Source organism: Inquilinus sp. Marseille-Q2685, from assembly GCF_916619195.1.
In the GTDB taxonomy this organism is placed as follows: domain Bacteria; phylum Pseudomonadota; class Alphaproteobacteria; order DSM-16000; family Inquilinaceae; genus Inquilinus.
On sequence record NZ_CAKAKL010000001.1, the window covers coordinates 1102954 to 1120103 of the forward strand.

20 protein-coding genes and 1 tRNA gene are annotated in these 17150 nt (G+C 70.0%); 13 read left to right on the forward strand and 8 right to left on the reverse strand.

Annotation, left to right across the window (positions count from 1 at the left end; translation table 11 throughout):
• Positions 1–60 precede the first annotated feature (60 nt).
• Together LG391_RS05135 and LG391_RS05140 are read left to right on the forward strand one after the other, a co-directional pair.
• On the forward strand, positions 61–756 hold the full coding sequence (locus LG391_RS05135; RefSeq protein ID WP_225766906.1) for an alpha/beta hydrolase: 696 nt from the start codon (positions 61–63) through the stop codon (positions 754–756).
• 118 nt (positions 757–874) lie between these two features.
• Positions 875–1438, forward strand: a complete 564-nt coding sequence (locus LG391_RS05140) for an HNH endonuclease (protein ID WP_225766907.1) — start codon at positions 875–877, stop codon at positions 1436–1438.
• Positions 1439–1469: 31 nt separating this feature from the next.
• On the opposite strand, the gene LG391_RS05145 is transcribed toward LG391_RS05140, so the two are convergent.
• Genes LG391_RS05145 through LG391_RS05160 form a run of 4 tightly spaced genes read right to left on the reverse strand, consistent with a single transcriptional unit; the run spans position 1470 to position 3998 of the window.
• Positions 1470–1949 carry a CreA family protein gene (locus tag LG391_RS05145; RefSeq protein ID WP_225766908.1) on the reverse strand — a complete coding sequence of 160 codons (480 nt, stop codon included), beginning with the start codon at positions 1947–1949 and terminating at the stop codon, positions 1470–1472.
• A gap of 2 nt (positions 1950–1951) precedes the next feature.
• Entirely contained in the window at positions 1952–2503 is a 552-nt protein-coding gene (locus tag LG391_RS05150; RefSeq protein ID WP_225766909.1) for a demethoxyubiquinone hydroxylase family protein, read from the reverse strand.
• Positions 2500–2982 (reverse strand): disulfide bond formation protein B, encoded by a 483-nt coding sequence (locus LG391_RS05155; protein ID WP_225766910.1) that lies wholly within the window; start codon positions 2980–2982, stop codon positions 2500–2502. Before LG391_RS05155 ends, LG391_RS05150 begins: the two co-directional genes overlap by 4 nt.
• A gap of 53 nt (positions 2983–3035) precedes the next feature.
• Entirely contained in the window at positions 3036–3998 is a 963-nt protein-coding gene (locus LG391_RS05160; protein WP_225766911.1) for a threonine/serine dehydratase, read from the reverse strand.
• A gap of 90 nt (positions 3999–4088) precedes the next feature.
• On the opposite strand from LG391_RS05160, the gene LG391_RS05165 reads away from it, so the two are divergent.
• Together LG391_RS05165 and LG391_RS05170 are read left to right on the forward strand one after the other, a co-directional pair.
• Entirely contained in the window at positions 4089–4574 is a 486-nt protein-coding gene (locus LG391_RS05165) for an Lrp/AsnC family transcriptional regulator (protein WP_225766912.1), read from the forward strand.
• A 55-nt stretch (positions 4575–4629) separates the two neighbouring features.
• Positions 4630–4716: transfer RNA gene (locus LG391_RS05170), tRNA-Leu, on the forward strand.
• Positions 4717–4838: 122 nt separating this feature from the next.
• On the opposite strand, the gene LG391_RS05175 is transcribed toward LG391_RS05170, so the two are convergent.
• Entirely contained in the window at positions 4839–5498 is a 660-nt protein-coding gene (locus tag LG391_RS05175) for a TetR/AcrR family transcriptional regulator (protein ID WP_225766913.1), read from the reverse strand.
• Between the two features lie 174 nt (positions 5499–5672).
• Here LG391_RS05175 and LG391_RS05180 point away from each other — a divergent pair, with 174 nt between their 5' ends.
• Complete coding sequence (locus LG391_RS05180) at positions 5673–6173, forward strand: DUF1772 domain-containing protein (RefSeq protein ID WP_225766914.1); 501 nt, start codon at positions 5673–5675, stop codon at positions 6171–6173.
• Positions 6174–6272: 99 nt separating this feature from the next.
• The gene (locus LG391_RS05185) at positions 6273–6854 is read left to right on the forward strand and encodes an HPF/RaiA family ribosome-associated protein (RefSeq protein WP_225766915.1); all 582 of its coding nucleotides are present in this window, start codon (positions 6273–6275) and stop codon (positions 6852–6854) included.
• 9 nt (positions 6855–6863) lie between these two features.
• Here LG391_RS05185 and LG391_RS05190 read toward each other — a convergent pair whose 3' ends face one another.
• Positions 6864–7451 carry a TetR/AcrR family transcriptional regulator gene (locus tag LG391_RS05190; protein ID WP_225766916.1) on the reverse strand — a complete coding sequence of 196 codons (588 nt, stop codon included), beginning with the start codon at positions 7449–7451 and terminating at the stop codon, positions 6864–6866.
• A 470-nt stretch (positions 7452–7921) separates the two neighbouring features.
• Between LG391_RS05190 and pseB the strand changes: the two genes are divergently transcribed.
• Together pseB and pseC are read left to right on the forward strand one after the other, a co-directional pair.
• Positions 7922–8962 carry a UDP-N-acetylglucosamine 4,6-dehydratase (inverting) gene (pseB, locus tag LG391_RS05195; RefSeq protein ID WP_225766917.1) on the forward strand — a complete coding sequence of 347 codons (1041 nt, stop codon included), beginning with the start codon at positions 7922–7924 and terminating at the stop codon, positions 8960–8962.
• 64 nt (positions 8963–9026) lie between these two features.
• A complete protein-coding gene (gene pseC / locus LG391_RS05200) occupies positions 9027–10238 on the forward strand; it encodes a UDP-4-amino-4,6-dideoxy-N-acetyl-beta-L-altrosamine transaminase (RefSeq protein ID WP_225766918.1) in 1212 nt (403 codons plus the stop codon).
• A 6-nt stretch (positions 10239–10244) separates the two neighbouring features.
• Here the strand turns inward: pseC and LG391_RS05205 are convergent, their stop codons facing one another.
• Positions 10245–10892, reverse strand: a complete 648-nt coding sequence (locus tag LG391_RS05205) for an NnrU family protein (protein WP_225766919.1) — start codon at positions 10890–10892, stop codon at positions 10245–10247.
• 70 nt (positions 10893–10962) lie between these two features.
• Between LG391_RS05205 and LG391_RS05210 the strand changes: the two genes are divergently transcribed.
• The 5 genes from LG391_RS05210 to LG391_RS05230 all read left to right on the forward strand — a co-directional run bounded on the left by LG391_RS05210 (position 10963) and on the right by LG391_RS05230 (position 16174).
• Positions 10963–11559 (forward strand): TetR/AcrR family transcriptional regulator, encoded by a 597-nt coding sequence (locus tag LG391_RS05210; RefSeq protein WP_225766920.1) that lies wholly within the window; start codon positions 10963–10965, stop codon positions 11557–11559.
• 156 nt (positions 11560–11715) lie between these two features.
• A complete protein-coding gene (locus tag LG391_RS05215) occupies positions 11716–12669 on the forward strand; it encodes a sugar ABC transporter substrate-binding protein (protein ID WP_225766921.1) in 954 nt (317 codons plus the stop codon).
• A gap of 191 nt (positions 12670–12860) precedes the next feature.
• Positions 12861–14009, forward strand: a complete 1149-nt coding sequence (locus tag LG391_RS05220; RefSeq protein WP_225766922.1) for an ABC transporter permease — start codon at positions 12861–12863, stop codon at positions 14007–14009.
• Positions 14006–14830, forward strand: a complete 825-nt coding sequence (locus LG391_RS05225; protein ID WP_225766923.1) for an ATP-binding cassette domain-containing protein — start codon at positions 14006–14008, stop codon at positions 14828–14830. Before LG391_RS05220 ends, LG391_RS05225 begins: the two co-directional genes overlap by 4 nt.
• 171 nt (positions 14831–15001) lie before the next feature.
• The gene (locus LG391_RS05230; RefSeq protein WP_225766924.1) at positions 15002–16174 is read left to right on the forward strand and encodes a Gfo/Idh/MocA family protein; all 1173 of its coding nucleotides are present in this window, start codon (positions 15002–15004) and stop codon (positions 16172–16174) included.
• Positions 16175–16186: 12 nt separating this feature from the next.
• Here LG391_RS05230 and LG391_RS05235 read toward each other — a convergent pair whose 3' ends face one another.
• Positions 16187–17113 carry a hypothetical protein gene (locus tag LG391_RS05235; protein ID WP_225766925.1) on the reverse strand — a complete coding sequence of 309 codons (927 nt, stop codon included), beginning with the start codon at positions 17111–17113 and terminating at the stop codon, positions 16187–16189.
• Between the last annotated feature and the right edge of the window lie 37 nt (positions 17114–17150).

Genomic DNA, 17150 nt, shown 5'->3' on the forward strand with positions numbered 1-17150 from the left:
CAGCACTAAGGAACCTCGGCCGCGGTTGACAAGAGACGGCGGCGCCGGAACAGATGGCGCATGGATACGACCCGCCCCTCCTCCGGCCGCACCCTCTTCGGCCCCCGCCTCGCCCCGGCCAGCGGCCGCGCGCCCAAGGCCCTGGTCGTCCTGCTGCACGGTGTCGGCGCCGACGGGCAGGACCTGATCGGGCTGGCGCCGCATTGGGCCGCCCACCTGCCCGAGGCCGAGTTCCTGGCGCCGGACGGGCCGGAGCCCTGCGACATGGCGCCCTACGGCCGGCAATGGTTCAGCCTGCAGGACCGGACGGCCTCGGTGATGGAGGCCGGGCTGCAGGCGACGCTGCCGGTCCTGAACGGCTTCCTCGACCAGGCGCTGGCGGAGCGCGGCCTGACCGACGCCGACCTGGCGCTGGTCGGCTTCAGCCAGGGCACCATGACCTCGCTCTACACCGCCTTGCGGCGGCCGCGACCCTGCGCCGCGGTGATCGGCTATTCCGGCGCGCTGCTGGGCGCCCAGGCCCTGGCCCGCGACATCGTCTCGCGCCCGCCGGTGCTTCTGGTGCATGGCGAGGACGACCCGGTGGTGCCGTTCGCCGCCATGGCCGCGGCGGCCCAGGCGCTGCGCGGCGCCGGGGTGGATGTGGAGACCCTGGCCCGGCCCGGCCTGGGCCACGGCATCGATCCCGAGGGCCTGGTCGCCGGTCTCGCCGCGCTGCGCCGGCACCTGCCGCAGGCGGCGAGCGGAGCGGCGTGACGAGATCGTGACATTTCCTGCCCTTTGGGCGCAGGATATTGCGTCAAGTGCGCTTCTGCGGTTATCCATGGGCGCATCCGCGACCCCGCGGGACACGAGGTGATGGCGAAGGAGTGGGATGGTGTCTCCCCCACCCGACAACTGCCCGGCTCTCGTCCTCAACGCCGACTTCCGTCCGTTGAGTTACTTCCCGCTGTCCCTGTGGCCCTGGTACGAGGCGATCAAGGCGGTCTTCCTCGACCGGGTGAACATCATCGCCGAATACGACCGGGTGGTGCGCAGCCCGTCCTTCGAGATGCGGCTGCCCAGCGTGATCTCGCTGAAGGAGTACATCCCCTCGGCGCGGCGCCCCGCCTTCACCCGGTTCAACGTGTTCCTGCGCGACCGGTTCAGCTGCCAGTACTGCGGCGGGCGCTTCCCGTCGCAGGAGCTGACCTTCGACCATGTCGTGCCGCGCGCCCGCGGCGGGCGCACCAGCTGGACCAACGTGGTCGCGGCCTGCTCGGCCTGCAACCTGCGCAAGGGGCACCAGATGCCCGACCATTGCGGCATGCACCCTTTGACGCCCCCGCAACAGCCCACGACCTATGAGCTGCAGGAGAATGGGCGGGCGTTTCCGCCCAATTTTCTGCACCAGAGCTGGCGCGACTTCCTGTACTGGGACACCGAGCTGGAACATTGAGCGTCGGGTTCGCGGGCCGCGAACCCGACGCTCACTTGCCCGGCGCCGGCTCCTGTGCCCACGGCATCACCGGCACCGCCGCCACGCTGTTCATCGGCGAGCCGTCGACCAGCTTGGTCGAATAGGACAGGTAGACCAGCGTGTTGCGCGGCCGGTCGTACATCCGCACCACCTGCGTCTCCTTGAACAGGATCGAGGTCGAGCTGTCGAACACCTCCTTCTGCCGGTCGATGCGGTCCGGCAGGGTGATCGGGCCGACCTGGCGGCAGGCGAGCGCGAAGCGCGACGGGTCCTCGGCCAGGCCGAGCCAGCCGGAGACGCCGCCGGTGCGGGCCTGGCTGAGATAGCAGGCGACGCCCGGGATGTCGGGGTCGGTGAAGGCCTCGACGCAGACCTTGTGGTCCGGGCCGATCAGCTTGAAGGCGGTGTTGACGCAGCCGACATCCTCGGCCCGGGCGCCGGAGGCGGCGAGCAGCGCCGCCGCGGCCACGACGAAGGCGGGCAGCCGCATGGTCACACCCGCTCGGACAGCCAGATCGCGGTGCGCGTCGCCGCCTTCACCGCGCCGGACAGCAGGCGGTAGCCCGGCGCCTGCTCGGCCTCGTGCTCCAGGCCGATGTCGCGATGCTCCAGCTCCTCCGCCCGGAAGCGCTCGATCACCGCCTTCAGCTCCGGCTCGTCCTCGCCCAGCGCCTCGGCCTGGCGGGCATAGTGGTCGTCGATCACCTCCTCGACCGCCACCGTGCAGGCCATGGCCGCGCGGTCGCCCAGCAGCGCGGTGGCCGCGCCCATCGCGAAGGCGCCGACATGCCAGAGCGGGTGCAGCAGCGTCGGGCGCACGCCGCGCTCCGCCACCAGCCGGTCGAAGGTCTCGAGATGCTCGCGCTCCTGCTCCGCCATATGCTCAATCACCGGCCCCTTGGGGCCGCGGCCGAGCACGGCGAGCTGGCCTTCATAGATGCGCTTGGCGCCGTATTCGCCGGCATGGTCGACCCGGATCATGCGGGCGATCCGCTCGCGGCGGGAAAGATCGCCCGGCAGGGCGCGGCGGCGGGAGACGGTCATGCGGCCCTCGAACGGATCGCGGCGGCCAGCAGGACGAGCCCGGCGACCACCGACAGGATGGCGTTATATCCCGCCATCGAGATGCCGAACAGGACGAAGCCCGGCACGTCGCAGCGCACCACCGGCGCGTTCAGCAGCTGGTCGCGCAGGGAGGCGACGTCGCCATTGCCGAGGGAGATGGTGCTGGTGCAGGCGGTGAAGCCCGGAAACCAGCCATATTCCACGCCGGCGTGATAGGCCGCGAGCAGGCCGCCGAGCAGGATCACCAGACCCGCGAGCAGCACCAGAACGCGCCGCGCCGGGCGAATCACCGCCGCCAGCACACCGAGCGCAATCGCGGCCCCCCAGGGCCAGCGCTGGTACAGGCAGAGCTCGCAGGGCTGCAGCCCGCCGAGATACTGCGAGGCGAGCACGGTGCCCAGCACCACGATGCCGAGGGCGGCGGTGAGCCAGGAGAGGAGGTCGAGGCGGCGCAACATGGCGCGGATCATGCCGCGCGGCCAGTGCGCCGCCTAGCGCCCAAATGTCGCGATCAGCCGCCCAGCAGCCGGGCCTGGAAGGCGGCGTCGAGATTGCTGCCGGTGATCACCGTCGCCACCCGGCGGCCGGCAAAGCGGTCGCGGTTGGTCATCACCGCCGCCAGGCCGGCGGCGCCGGAGGGTTCCGCCAGCACCCCGGCGGTGCGCAGCAGCAGCCGGGCCGCGTCGAGGATGGCGTCGTCGTCCACCAGCAGGATCTCGTCGACGCAGGCCCGCAGCTGGGCCACGGCCGAGGGCACCGGGCGGGCGATGGCCATGCCGTCGGCGATGGTATCGGTGCCCGGCGTGTCGATCGCGCGGCCCGCCGCGAAGGATTGCGCCATGGCGGGCGCCCCGCGCGCCACCACGCCGACGATCCGCACCTGGGGCAGATGAGCCTTGAACCAGGAGCCGATGCCGGTCGCCAGCGCGCCGTCGCCGATCTGGACCACAACATCGTCGACCTCATGGCCGGCGGCGGTCAGCTCCTGCGCGATCACGCCGGCCCCGGCGGAGATCACCGGGTGGCCGCCGTCCTCGACGAACAGCGCCCCCGTCTCCGCGGCGATGCGGCGGGCCAGGTCCTTGCCCGCTCCGTCCTCCGGGTCGGCCAGCCGCACCGTGGCGCCGAGCCGGCGCATCGCCTCGAGCTTCAGCGGATTGGCCCAGGCCGGCGCCAGGATGGTGGCGGCAATGCCGCGCCGGGCGGCCGCCCGCGCCAGCCCCTGGCCGAAATTGCCGCTGGAGGTGGCGACCACGGCAGCAGGGCGCGGGTCGAGGGCCGCCATCACGGCCTCCGTGCCGCGCCCCTTGAAGGAGCGGATCGGGTTCAGCGTCTCGACCTTCAGCAGGCAGGCACAGCCCAGCGCCTCGTCCAGCGCGCCGTGCCGCATCGCCGGCGAATCGAGGAAGACGGGGTCGATCGCGGCCCGGGCGGCAAGGATCTGCTGCGGCGTGATCGGTGGTTGCGCGTCCATGGATCGTCTCCCGGTTGAGATGCCGGGACTCTAGCCGCCGCCGCTCCGGCTGTTGTTGAAATGTCATGCGCCGATGCGCAAAATTCTTGCATGAGCACCAACCCCGCCCTCGACCGCCTCGACCACAAGCTGCTGGCGCTGCTGCAGGCCGACAGCGGCCGGACGCTGGAGGAGCTTGGCCACACGGTCGGCCTGTCGCCCAGCGCGGTGCAGCGCCGGATCGCCCGCTACCGCGCCGACGGCCTGCTGCTGCGGCAGATCGCTGTGCTTGATCCGGGACGGCTCGGCGGCGTGGTGCTGGCCGCGGTGTTCGTGACGCTGGAGCAGGAATCGGTTGCCCTGCACCGCGCCTTCAAGGACCGCATGCGGGCGGCGCCGGAGGTGCAGCAATGCTACGACCTGGCCGGCAGCCGGGATTATCTGGTGATCATCGCCGTCACCGGCATGCGGGCCAGTCGCGAGGCCGTCGACCGGCTGTTCATGACCGATCCGAACATCCGGCGCTTCGACACCCATTTCGTGTTCGACGCGGTGAAGACCGGCCTGGCCCTGCCGACCGCCGGCACCGAAGGTTGAGCAGCCGCGCAATTTCGTTGACGGGACTCCGCCGCTCCCTATGATGCGGCCCCGCGCGGGCGTGGCGGAATTGGCAGACGCGCTGGACTCAAAATCCAGTTCTGGTGACAGAGTGTCGGTTCGACCCCGACCGCCCGCACCACCACCCAGCTTTATGGTTCCTTCGGGAACACCAGGTACCAGAACAGCGCCACCTCGTGCCGCAGCGCGAGAAGTCACAGTTCGAGACATCGGCAGCCGACAGACGGTCTGTCGTCTCGATGATCATTTCGGGCGATCCGCGTCCCGTTCCGGCGCCAGTTCGCGCAGCGCCATGCGCTTATAGGTCTCGACCAGCGCGTCGCCCTCGTCGCGGCCGACCGAGATGGCGAGCCGCATCGTCGCCTCGCCCAGCTGCATCGCCAGGAAGGCACGGATGAACTGCCCGGCCCGGTCGGCGCCGGGGTCGATCCGGGCCAGCACCTCGGCCAGGACCCTGCCGTTGATTCGGCTGTCCTCCAGGTCGATCTCGCGCAGCCCCTTGTCGGCCTGCAGGCCCGACCAGATGTCGCGCATCACCGGTTCGGCCAGGAACAGCCCGTAATAAGTATCGATCAGCCGGCCGAAGGCATCGCGCAGCCCGGCAGCGTCGCGCACGCCCCGCAGTCCCTCCTCGATGCAGGCCCGCCCCTCGGCGTTGATGCGCTCGGCCAGGGTGCGGATGATCGCCGCCTTGTCCGGGAAGTACTGATACAGCGAACCGATCGAGATGCCGGCCTTCGCCGCCACCTCGGCCATGCGCAGCGCGTCGCTGCCCTGCGCCGCGATCAGCTCCGTCGCCACCGCCAGGATCCGCTCCACCCGCTCGCGGCTGCGGCGCTGGCTCGGCGCGCGGCGCAGCGGGCCCGCCGGATCGGCGGCCTGGGTGGTGGCAGAACTGGCCATGACGGGTCCTCGCAAATCCTCTTGACGCAACGAATGTGAGGAATTATCACTTTCAAAGAAGTGACAAACACTCACATTAAGAGCGATCATGGCCCCGTGGGCGAGTGTGATGCAAGCACGCAAGCCGCTGAGTCGCCGGATCCCTCCCCTGCCACCCGACGACGGAGAGCTGAAATGGGCGAGCGTCTGATGTCGGTCCTGGTGCTGCTGTCGGCGCTGGGCTCCGGCCTGGTCGGCGGCATCTTCTTCGCCTTCTCGACCTTCGTGATGGGCGCCCTCGCCCGACTGCCGGCGCCGCAGGGGATCTCCGCCATGCAGTCGATCAACATCGTGGTGCTGAATCCGGTCTTCCTCGGTGCCTTCATGGGCACCGCGGCGCTGTGCATCATCGTGGCGATCGGAGCCCTGCTCGGCTGGGCCGGGCCCCACCCGACCCTGGTGCTGGCCGGGGCCGCGCTCTATGTCATCGGCAACATCGCGGTGACGATGGCGGGCAACGTGCCGCTGAACAATGCCCTGGCGGCGGTCGAACCGGCCAGCACCGAAGGCGCCGCCGTCTGGGCCCGCTATCTCTCGACCTGGACCGCCTGGAACCATGTGCGCACGGCGACTGGCGCGGCAGCCGCGGCCTGCTTCATCATCGCCTGGCGCTGGCCCGCCGCGGCCCCGGCCTGATCGGCGGCATCCGCGCGTCATCCCGGGAACTCGCGGACGCCCGGAGCGGTTCGCCAGAGAGGGCGGCAGCCCGCCGGATAAACGTGGTGGAGGCCAAAAATGCAGAAGCCGTTGCAGCTTTCCTTCAAGAACATCGAAGGATCGGACGCCATGAAGGCGATGGTGCGCGACCGCGTCGACCGGCTCGACCGGCTCTATCCCAACCTGAGCGGCTGCCGCGTGGTGATCGAAGCCCCCCATCGTCCGGCCCGCGGGGGCGCAAGGCCGCCGCTCGGCATCGCGGTCGAGGCCGAGATCCCGGGCAAGCCCAAGATCGTGGTCAAGGATATGGAGGAGCGGCGCAATTCGCGGGACCAGGCTGCCGTGGTCAACCGCAGCTTTGACGTTGTGGAGCGGAAGCTGGACGAAGCCTCCAACATCGCCCAGGGCGAGGTGAAGACGCATGAGGCGGCGGGCGAGACCGGGACGATCACCCGCCTGTTCCCCGAGCAGAGCTATGGCTTCGTCGAGGCCAAGGCGGCCGGCAGCCTCTATTTCACCCGCAACGCCGTGGTCGACGGCCGCTTCGACGAGCTGGCGGTCGGCATGATGGTGCACCTGACCCGGGCCACCGGCGAAGGCCCGATGGGCCCGCAGGCCAGCTCCATCCGCCTGCTCGGAGCCGACCGCAGCAGCGAATGAGGCTGCGGCTCAGGCTTTCGCCAGCCCGCCGACGATCAGCGCGGCCAGGGCCGCCGTGGCCCTCGTCTCGTCCATCCGCCCGCGCAGCATGTCGCGCGAGATCGCCTCCGCCGCGCCGATCAGGCCGACGCAGCGAAGGTGCAACTCGTCGGGCGGCAGGGCCGAATACGGCGCCAGCGCGTCCTGGTAGAAGGCGACGTAGCGGTCCAGCAGCCGCTGGTGGAACGCCTCCATCTGCCCGTCGCCGCTCAGCGCGGCGGTGATGGCGTGCGCCTCCGGCCCGGCGGTGAGATAGCAGGCCATGTAGGCGCCGCTCATCACCCGGGCGACATCCTCGAGCCGCCGCGGCGTGCGCTCGAGTGCCTGCAGCAGCGCCGCCACCTGATGGTCATCGATGCGCTCGTAGAGGGCGATCAGCAGCCCGGAGCGGGTGCCGAAATGCTCATATGCGATCGGCTTGCTGACGCCGGCGCGCTCGGCGAGACGGCCGAGGGTCAGCGCGTCGGTCCCCTCCTCGCGCACGATCGCAAGCGCGGTGTCGAGCAGCTGGTCGCGCCGCTCCGCCTTCGGCAGCTTCCTGGCTGGGGCTGGGCTCATCTCCTGATCCGCGCTCCTCGGCCGGGCTGCTCGCCCCGTCCCTGAAATTACCACCGGCAACTTACCAGATGTAAGTTCACTCGGCCGACTGCAAGGGCGGGCCGGTCCGAGCCTCATCGGGAGCCATGGTAATGCCCGTGACCCGGCAGAAACCAGTTCTCGTCATCGGCGGATCCGGCGTCGTCGGCGCCCGCGCCGCCGAGACGCCGCCCCGGCTGCGATCTGGAGCGGCCGTCCCGCCGGCGGATTGAGAGGTCGGCCCTCACCCGCCAAACGGGAGATCTGTGGTCAAAAATTGTGCCGCCTTCCCAAAGCGGTAACCACGGCCGGCAGCCGGCCGGACCGCGTTGCAAATCACCATGCATATGGCTATAGGCTGAAGTGTTCGCGCACGGGGCCGGAACGGTTTCGGACCGGTCCTCCCAAGCTTTCATGTAGCTGTCCGTCCTTTTCAACAGCGCTGGTGATTCATGTACCGTACTTTTGACGACAATCTCGTCGACCTGAACGGCAAGGTCCTATTCGTCACGGGCGGCACCGGCTCCTTCGGGCGCAAATTCGTTTCCACCATCCTGCAGCGCTATCGTCCGCGGAAGCTGATCATCTTCTCGCGCGACGAGCTGAAGCAGTACGACATGCAGAACGCCGTGCGGGCCGCCTACCCGGCCGAGGTCCACAGCTGCATGCGCTTCTTCATCGGCGACGTGCGCGACCGCGAGCGGCTGGCGCTGGCCACCCGCGGCGTCGACTACATCATCCATGCGGCGGCGCTGAAGCAGGTTCCGGCGGCGGAGCACAACCCGTCGGAATGCATCCACACCAACATCATGGGCGCCGAGAACGTGGTCTGGGCGGCGCTGCAGAACCGGGTCAAGAAGGTCATCGCCCTGTCGACCGACAAGGCCTGCAATCCGGTCAACCTGTACGGCGCCACCAAGCTGGCGTCGGACAAGACCTTCGTTGCCGCCAACAACCTGTCGGGCGACATCGGCACCCGCTTCGCCGTGGTCCGCTACGGCAACGTCGTCGGCTCGCGCGGCAGCGTCGTGCCGTTCTTCCGCCAGCTTCTGGAGCAGAAGGCGGAATACCTGCCGATCACCGACGACCGCATGACCCGGTTCTGGATCACGCTGCAGCAGGGCGTGAACTTCGTGCTGTCGAACTTCGAGATCATGCGCGGCGGCGAGATCTTCGTGCCGAAGATCCCGAGCATGAAGATCACCGAGCTGGCCCGCGCCCTGGCGCCGAAGCTGCCGCACCGCACCGTCGGCATCCGGCCGGGCGAGAAGCTGCACGAGGCGATGATCGCGGTCGACGATGCCCATGCGACGGTGGAGCTGCCGGACCGCTACGTGATCGAGCCGCAGTTCGGCGAATACACCCGCACCTCCTTCACCGAGGAGGGCGGCGGCCGGCCGGTGCCCGACCGCTTCAGCTACTGCAGCGACAACAACACCGAATGGCTGGACGACCGCGGGCTGCTGGAGATCCTGGAGCGGCACGCGAACTGACGGCCCGCCGGGGCCGTCTCCCCGTCCCCTTCCCCGAGGCCCGCGCGGTTCGGAGGCGATCATCGTGACCTTCCTGCCCTATGGCCGCCAGTACATCGACCAGGACGACATCGACGCCGTCGCCCGGGCGCTGCAGGCCGACTACCTGACCACCGGCCCGACGGTCGGCGAGTTCGAGCGCGCCTTCTGCGCCGCCACCGGCGCGCCCTTCGCGGCCGCCTGCTCGAACGGCACAGCGGCGCTGCATCTGGCGACGCTGGCGCTCGGTCTCGGGCCCGGCGATGTCTGCATCGTCCCGGCCGTGACCTTCCTGGCCACCGCCAACTGCGCCCGCTATGTCGGCGCCGACGTGGTCTTCGCCGATGTCGACCCGGAGACCGGGCTGATGCGGCCGGAGGACCTGGAGGCGGCGATCGCCCGGATCCCGCAGATCCATCCGGAGGGCCGGTTCCGTGCCGCCCTGCCGGTGCATCTGGCCGGCCAGACCGTGGCCCTGGCGCCGATTTCCGAGATCGCCCGCCGGCATGGCGCCTTCGTGATCGAGGATGCCTGCCACGCGCTGGGCACCGAATACGAGATGGCGGGGGGCCGGGTCCAGGTCGGCACCTGCACCCATTCCGACCTCGCCTGCTTCTCCTTCCATCCGGTCAAGACCATCGCGCTGGGCGAGGGCGGCATGGTCACCTCGGCCGATCCGGCGCTGCAGCAGAAGCTGGCGCGGCAGCGCTCGCACGGCATGACCCGGGACCCGGACGCCTTCATCAACACCGATCTGGCGGTCGACCCTGCCCAGGCCGGGGTGAACCCCTGGTATTACGAGATGCAGGAGATCGGCTTCAACTACCGGCTGACCGACATCCAGGCGGCGCTCGGTATCAGCCAGCTGCGCAAGCTGGACTGGTTCAAGGCCCGGCGCCGGGCGCTGGCCGCGCGCTACGACGACGCGCTGGCGCCACTGGCCCCGGCGGTGCGGCCGATCGCCAAGGCGCCCGGCTGCGACCCGGTGCTGCATCTCTACGAGGTGCTGATCGACTTCGCCGCGATCGGCCAGACCCGCGGCCAGGTGGTGCGCGCCCTGCACGCCAGGGGGATCGGCACCCAGGTACACTACATTCCGGTGAACCGGCAGCCCTATTACGAGGAGCTCTACGGCCGCCGGCCCCTGCCCGGTGCCGAGTCCTTCTACGCCCGCTGCCTGTCGCTGCCGCTGTTCCCGGCCATGCAGGACGGCGATGTCGAACGCGTGGTCAGCGCCCTGAGGGAAGTGATCGGCTAGGCTGTCCTAAAGGAACCCGTGCAGCCACAGCGCGGCGACGAACAGCAGGACCCCGAGGTCGAGCCGCCACAGCGCCAGCTCGCCAAGCGCGAGCCGGCCGCGGCCGGACAGAATGGCAGCGAAGGGCAGGCGCGAGGTGCGGCGGGCGAAGTCGCCCCAGGCAGGCCCCAGCCGCGCCGCCCGCTTGCGGTCGATCGAGACCATGCCGTTCACGGCGGTGACCAGGATGGCGCCGAACAGCAGCACCCCGGCCCAATGGCCGTTCACCGTCAGATGCGCCAGCGCCCAGAGCGTGAACGCCCACAGCATCGGGTGGCGGGTGATGCGGGTGATGCCGGCGACCGGAAGCTCGCTGCCCAGCCGCTCCGCCCCCACCTGGGTCGGGTTGGATGGACCGAGGCTGTAAGCCAGTAGCACGAAGCCGAGCAGGACCAGCACCGCCGGCACCCAGAAGGGCGCCGGGTCCCACAGCGGATCGTAAGGCGCGCCGCGATAGGCGAGGATCAGCCAGACCAGGCCGACGGCGCTGAGCGCCGAGAACAGGCCGCGATAGCCCATCTCCCCCAGCCGCACAGCCAGGGCGGGGCGGAGGGGACCGGCGACGCCGAGATGCAGCACCACCCAGAACAGCGCGGCGAGGGCGAGGGAAAGCATCGTTGCGGCCTTTACAGCAGGACCGATCCGGTCGATGTTGACATTAGCAACATAAGGTTGGATGTGGACCGTGTCAACATCGGAACGGGGCGGGCAGCCCTACCATCATGGCGACCTGCGCCGGGCACTGGTGACGGCGGCGCGCGAGATCCTGGAAGAGGCCGGGCCGGAATCGCTGAGCCTGCGCGACGTCGCCCGCCGCGTCGGCGTCTCGCACAACGCGCCCTACCGGCATTTCCCGACCCGGCAGGCGCTGCTGGCCGCGGTGGCGGCGGACGGATTCGCCATTCTGTCCGCCCGGCTGGCGAAGATCCCGGCAGGGTCCGGGATGGCGGCGGGGTTCCGCGGCTATCTCGGCTTCGCGCGGGAGCAGCCGGGGCTGTACCGGCTGATGTTCGACGGCGGGCTGCGGAAATCGGCCGACCCGGCCCTGTGGACCGTGGGCGAGCGCGCCTATGACGGGCTGCGCCAGGCTGTCCTGAGCCTGGCGCCGGGGGCGGACCGGGCCGCGGTGGTGGCCGCCTGGGCTCAGTTGCACGGCTTGGCGTTGCTGATCATCTCCGGCCAGTTGGCCGACGACTTGGTGAGCGACAGCGGGCTGGACGCGCTGGCCGGCCGGGTGGGGGCGATCCTGGAGGCCGGGCTGCGCGGCGCCGGCGCACCCTGAAACGGCCGAATCGGAAATAGAACAGAAATTCTGAATTGCGTTGCCATTAAAAATCCTGTTCAATTCCAGCGATCGAACGACTTCGGCGCCGGACCCGGGCGGACGCCCCTCCCCGGCCCCGATGAATCGGGCGACGAAACCGAGGGAGGACCAGGAATGCTTCGGACATTGCTGTGCGGCGCGGCCATGGGCGCCGCCATGGTGCTGGGCCTGGCGGCCGCGTCCCAGGCGGCGCAGGCGGCCAATGAGCGCTTCGTGCTGATCAGCCACGCGCCCGATTCCGACAGCTGGTGGAACACGATCAAGACCGCGATCCGCGAGGCGGGGCAGCAGGTCGGCGCCACCGTGGACTACCAGAACCCGTCGACCGGCGACCTCGCCGACATGGCCCGCATCCTGCAGCAGGCCACCGCGTCGAAGCCCGCCGGCATCATCATCACCATCGCCGATTTCGACGTGCTGAAGGGCCCGATCACCGATGCGGTGAAGAAGGGCATCCCGGTCATCACCATCAACTCCGGCACGGCGGAGCAGAGCAAAGAGCTCGGCGCGCTGATGCATATCGGCCAGCCGGAATACGACGCCGGCAAGGGCGCGGGCGAGAAGGCCAAGGCCGCCGGCGTCACCAAGTTCCTCTGCGTCAACCACTACATCACCAACCCTGCCTCGGTGGAGCGCTGCCAGGGCTTCGCCGACGCGCTCGGCGTGCCGCTGGGCAACCAGATGATCGATTCGGGCATGGATCCGGGCGAGGTGCAAACCAAGGTCTCGGCCTATCTGCGCGCCAACCCGGACACCAACGGCATCCTGACCCTCGGCCCGAACTCGGCCGAGCCGACCATCGCGGTGCTGCAGGCCAACAAGCAGGCCGGCAAGATCTTCTTCGCCACTTTCGACCTGAGCGCCGCGATCGCTGCCGGCATCAAGGACGGCACGGTGACTTTCGCCATCGACCAGCAGCCCTATCTGCAGGGGTATCTGCCGGTGGTGCTGCTGGCGAACTACGTCCGCTACGGCGTGATCCCCAGCAACAACATCAACTCCGGCCCCGGCTTCATCACCAAGGACAACATCGCCCTGGTCGAAAAGCTGGCCGGCGAATACCGGTAAGTTCAAGAACTCCTACCCACTCCGTAACTTTTCCTGTCATGCCCGGGCTTGACCCGGGCATCCAGAGACTGTCGAGACCCTCTGGATTGCCGGGTCAAGCCCGGCAATGACAGGGAAGGAACGAGGACTCCCGGAGACGCCCCGGCCCCCGACCGGCCCCCCCTCTTCCCGCCCCAAGCCCGGAAGACGCCATGACCACCCTCCAGACAGACACCAGGATGCCGCAGGGCCGGGCGCCCGGTCCGCGCCCCGCGGGCGACGAACGGCTGCGCTCGGTCTCCCTAGCCTCGCGCCTGCTCTCGCGCCCCGAGCTCGGCGCCATGGCCGGCACCGTGCTGGTCTTCGTCTTCTTCGGTCTCACCGCCGGCGGCTCTGGCATGTTCAGCGCCGACGGCATCTCGAACTGGCTGGTGGTCTCGGCCCAACTCGGCATCCTCGCGGTCGGCGCCAGCCTGCTGATGATCGCCGGCGAGTTCGACCTGTCGATCGGCTCGATGATCGGCTTCGCCGGCATGATGATCGCGATCCCGACCGTGTTCTTCGGCTGGCCGGTCTGGCTGTCGCTGGTCTTCGCCTTCGCCGGCGCCCTCGCCATCGGCGCCCTGAACGGTTGGCTGGTGGTGCGCACCGGCCTGCCCAGCTTCATCGTCAGCCTGGCTTTCCTGTTCATCCTGCGCGGCATGACCATCGCGCTGTCGATCCTGTTCACCAACCGCACCATCGTCGGCGGCGTCAAGGACCCGGCGGCGGCCGACTGGCTGGCGCCGCTGTTCACCGGCACGGTGCTGGACGGGCTCTACCGCTGGGCCGGCGGCATCGGCCTGATCGACACCTTCCCGGACGGCAGCCCGGTCGTCCCCGGCCTGCCAGTGCTGGTGGTGTGGTGGCTGGCGCTGACCGCGATCGGCGCCTGGATCCTGCTTCGCACCCGCTTCGGCAACTGGATCTTCGCCGTCGGCGGCGACAACACCGCGGCGCGCAACATGGGCGTGCCGGTCGGCCGGGTGAAGGTTCTGCTGTTCATGGGCACCGCCTTCTGCGCCACCGTCTTCGCCGCCTGCCAGGTGATGGAGTTCGGCTCCGCCGCCGCCGACCGCGGCCTGTTGAAGGAGTTCGAGGCCATCATCGCCGTGGTGATCGGCGGCACGCTGCTGACCGGCGGCTACGGCTCGGTGATTGGCGCCGCCTTCGGCGCGCTGATCTTCGGCGTGGTGCAGATGGGCATCTTCTACTCCGGCGTGAACACCGACTGGTTCAAGGTCTTCCTCGGGGTGATGCTGCTGCTGGCTGTGATCGTGAACAACTACATCCGCCGCAAGGTGACGGGAGGCCGGTCGTGAACGCCCAATCCACTCCGCCCGCCGGGGCCGCGCCCCTCGTCGAGCTGCGCGGCGTCTGCAAGTATTTCGGCTCGGTGGTGGCGCTGAAGGACATCACCATCTCGGTCCGCCCCGGCGAGGTGCTGGCCCTCTTGGGCGACAATGGCGCCGGCAAATCGACCCTGATCAAGACCCTGGCCGGCGTGCACCAGCCCAGCGAAGGCCAGATGCTGGTGGAAGGCCGCGAGGTGCGTTTCACCTCGCCGCGCCACGCGCTCGACCACGGCATCGCCACGGTCTACCAGGACCTGGCGATGGTGCCGCTGATGAGTATCACCCGGAACTTCTTCATGGGCCGCGAGCCGACGGTCGGCTGGGGCCCGACCCGGCGCATCGACATGGACAAGGCCAACGCCATCGCCCGCGCGGCGATGCGCGAGATCGGCATCGACGTGCGCGACCCCGGCCAGGCGGTCGGCACCCTGTCGGGCGGCGAGCGGCAATGCGTCGCCATCGCCCGGGCCGTGCATTTCGGCGCCAAGGTGCTGATCCTGGACGAGCCGACCTCGGCCCTCGGCGTCAAGCAGGCCTCGGTGGTGCTGCGCTACATCGTGCAGGCGCGGGCGCGGGGCCTGGGGGTGATCTTCATCACCCACAACGTCCACCACGCCTATCCGGTGGCCGACACCTTCACCCTGCTGAACCGCGGCCGCTGCCTCGGCACCTTCCCGAAGAGCGAGATCAGCCGCGAGCAGGTGCTGGAGATGATGGCCGGCGGCCAGGAACTGGCCAGCCTGACCGCCGAACTGGCCGAGTTCGAACGCAGCGACGCGGCGGCGTAGGGCTTTCTGTTTGCCCTTTCCTGTCATTGCCGGGCTTGACCCGGCAATCCAATGGGTGGCGCCGCCTTCTGGATGCCCGGGTCAAGCCCGGACATGACAGAAAAGAACCAGCAGAAGCAGCACTCTTTGAACGCTCCCCACCAGGGCACAAAGGCGGATCGAGGTTCCAGAATGACCAGCAGCATCGGCGTCGGGCTGATCGGCACCGGCTTCATGGGCGAGTGCCATGCCCTGGCCTTCCGGGCCGCGCCGGCGGTGTTCCGCACCCGGCTCGACGCCCGGCTCGAGATGGTGGCCGACATCGATGCCGGCGCCGCGCAGCGCGCCGCCGACCGCTTCGGCTTTGCCCGCGCCACCGGTGACTGGCAGGCGCTGGTCGCCGACCCGAAGGTCGACCTCGTCGCCGTCACCTCCCCCAACCTGCTGCACAAGCCGATGGCGCTGGCGGCGCTCAGGGCCGGCAAGCATGTCTATTGCGAGAAGCCGCTGGCGCTGAACGCCGCCGACGCGGCGAAGATGGCGGCGGCCGCGGCCGAGGCCGGCACGGTCACCATGGTCGGCTACAACTACCTGCGCAGCCCGGCCGTCTCTTTCGCCCGCCAGCTGATCCGCGACGGCGCGATCGGCCGCGTCACCTATTTCCGCGGCGTCAGCGACGAGGATTACATGGCCGACCCGGCGGTGCCGATGTCCTGGCGCTGCCGGCGCGACCAGGCGGGCAGCGGCGCCCTGGGCGACATCGGCTCGCACATCCTGAGCGTCGCGCTGGCTCTGATCGGCCCGATCGCCGAGGTCTCGGCCGACCAGCGCACGGTGATCGCCGAGCGCCCCCTGCCCGCTGCCGGCGAGGGCCGCGAGCGCCGCGACGGCGCCGCCGCGGTGACGGCGGAGATGGCCAGGGTGGAGAATGAGGACCAGACCCACGCCCTGCTGCGCTTCGCCGACGGCACCATCGGCACGGTGGCGACCAGCCGGGTGGCCTGGGGCCGCAAGAACCACCTGGCCTTCGAGGTGTTCGGCACCGCGGGCGCGATCCTGTTCGACCAGGAGCGGATGAACGAGCTGCAGCTGTACCAGCCGGGCGCGGTGCCAAGCGACCGCAACGGCTTCCGCACGGTGCTGACCGGCCCGGCCCACCCGCATTACGGCGCCTTCAGCCCCGCCGCCGGCCACGGCCTGGGCTTCAACGATCTCAAGGTGATCGAGGTGGCCCAGCTGCTGGAGGCGATCGCAGGCGGCCCGGCTGCCTATCCGGACTTCGCCGCGGCCGCCGCGCTGGAACGGGTGAGCGAAGCGATCGGACGGTCGGCCCAGGAGAGGCGGTGGGCGAGCGTCGCGAACTGAGATGCCACCGCTTCAGCCCGCCTGCAGCGCCGCCGACAGCTCGGCGTAGCTCGGCGCCAGGGCCCGCAACAGGGCGGCGGCCGCGGCGTCGTCGCCGGTCACCAGCGGGTGCTGCAGCGCGCCGATCAGCCGGGCCTGGCCGTCCATGATCCGCGCCGCCTCCCCTCGCCCGATCCGCGCCAGGCAGCTGGCGGCGTCGGCGACGCGGCGGGCGCCGACCTGGACGGCGAAATCGACCAGATGGCTGCGCAGCCCGCGGTCGCAGCCGGCCTCGATCATCCCGGCCAGGCGCTCCGCCGCCTCGGCGTTGCCGACCGTGCCGGCGGGCAGGTGGCGCCCCTCCACCATCGCCAGCCACCGCAGCGCCGCCGGCAGCGAGGCCTCGATCGCCTCCTCCTCCGGCACCGCCCGCAGCTGCCGGAAGCCCGTGCGCAGGGTGAAGGGCGTGGCGTAGTCGACCGATTCGGCCCGCCAGGCGGCGACGAAATCGTCCACCGGCAGCGTGACGTAGGGATAGCCCTGCGGATCGTGCATCAGCACCTGCCCCTCGGCCACGCCGATGACGACGACATAGTGGTCGGCGCCGATCGGCCCGGTCATGCCGGGCTGGTGGCGCAGATGCCCCATCTCCACCGGGCCGACCCAGACGGGGCCGTCGGCCAGCGCCGCCGCGAGCGCCGCCAGCGCCTGCTCCGCCGTGCCGCCGCGGCGCACCGAGGAGGCCCAGCCCAGCGCGGCCAGGGCCCCGTCGAAGCCGGCCTCCGGCGTCCAGCCATAGGGATCGAAGAACGGCAGGGTGCCGCCGACCAGCTGCATGCCGAAGGGGCCGCCGGCGGCGAACTCGATCACCGCGGTGGACGGCGCGCGGTCGCCGAACATCATCGCGAAAGAATTCGCATAGCAATAGGGACCGGAGCCGATATAGGGGACATGCGCCATGTTTTCGCACCTCCAAATTCAGAATTGAGCTATGACA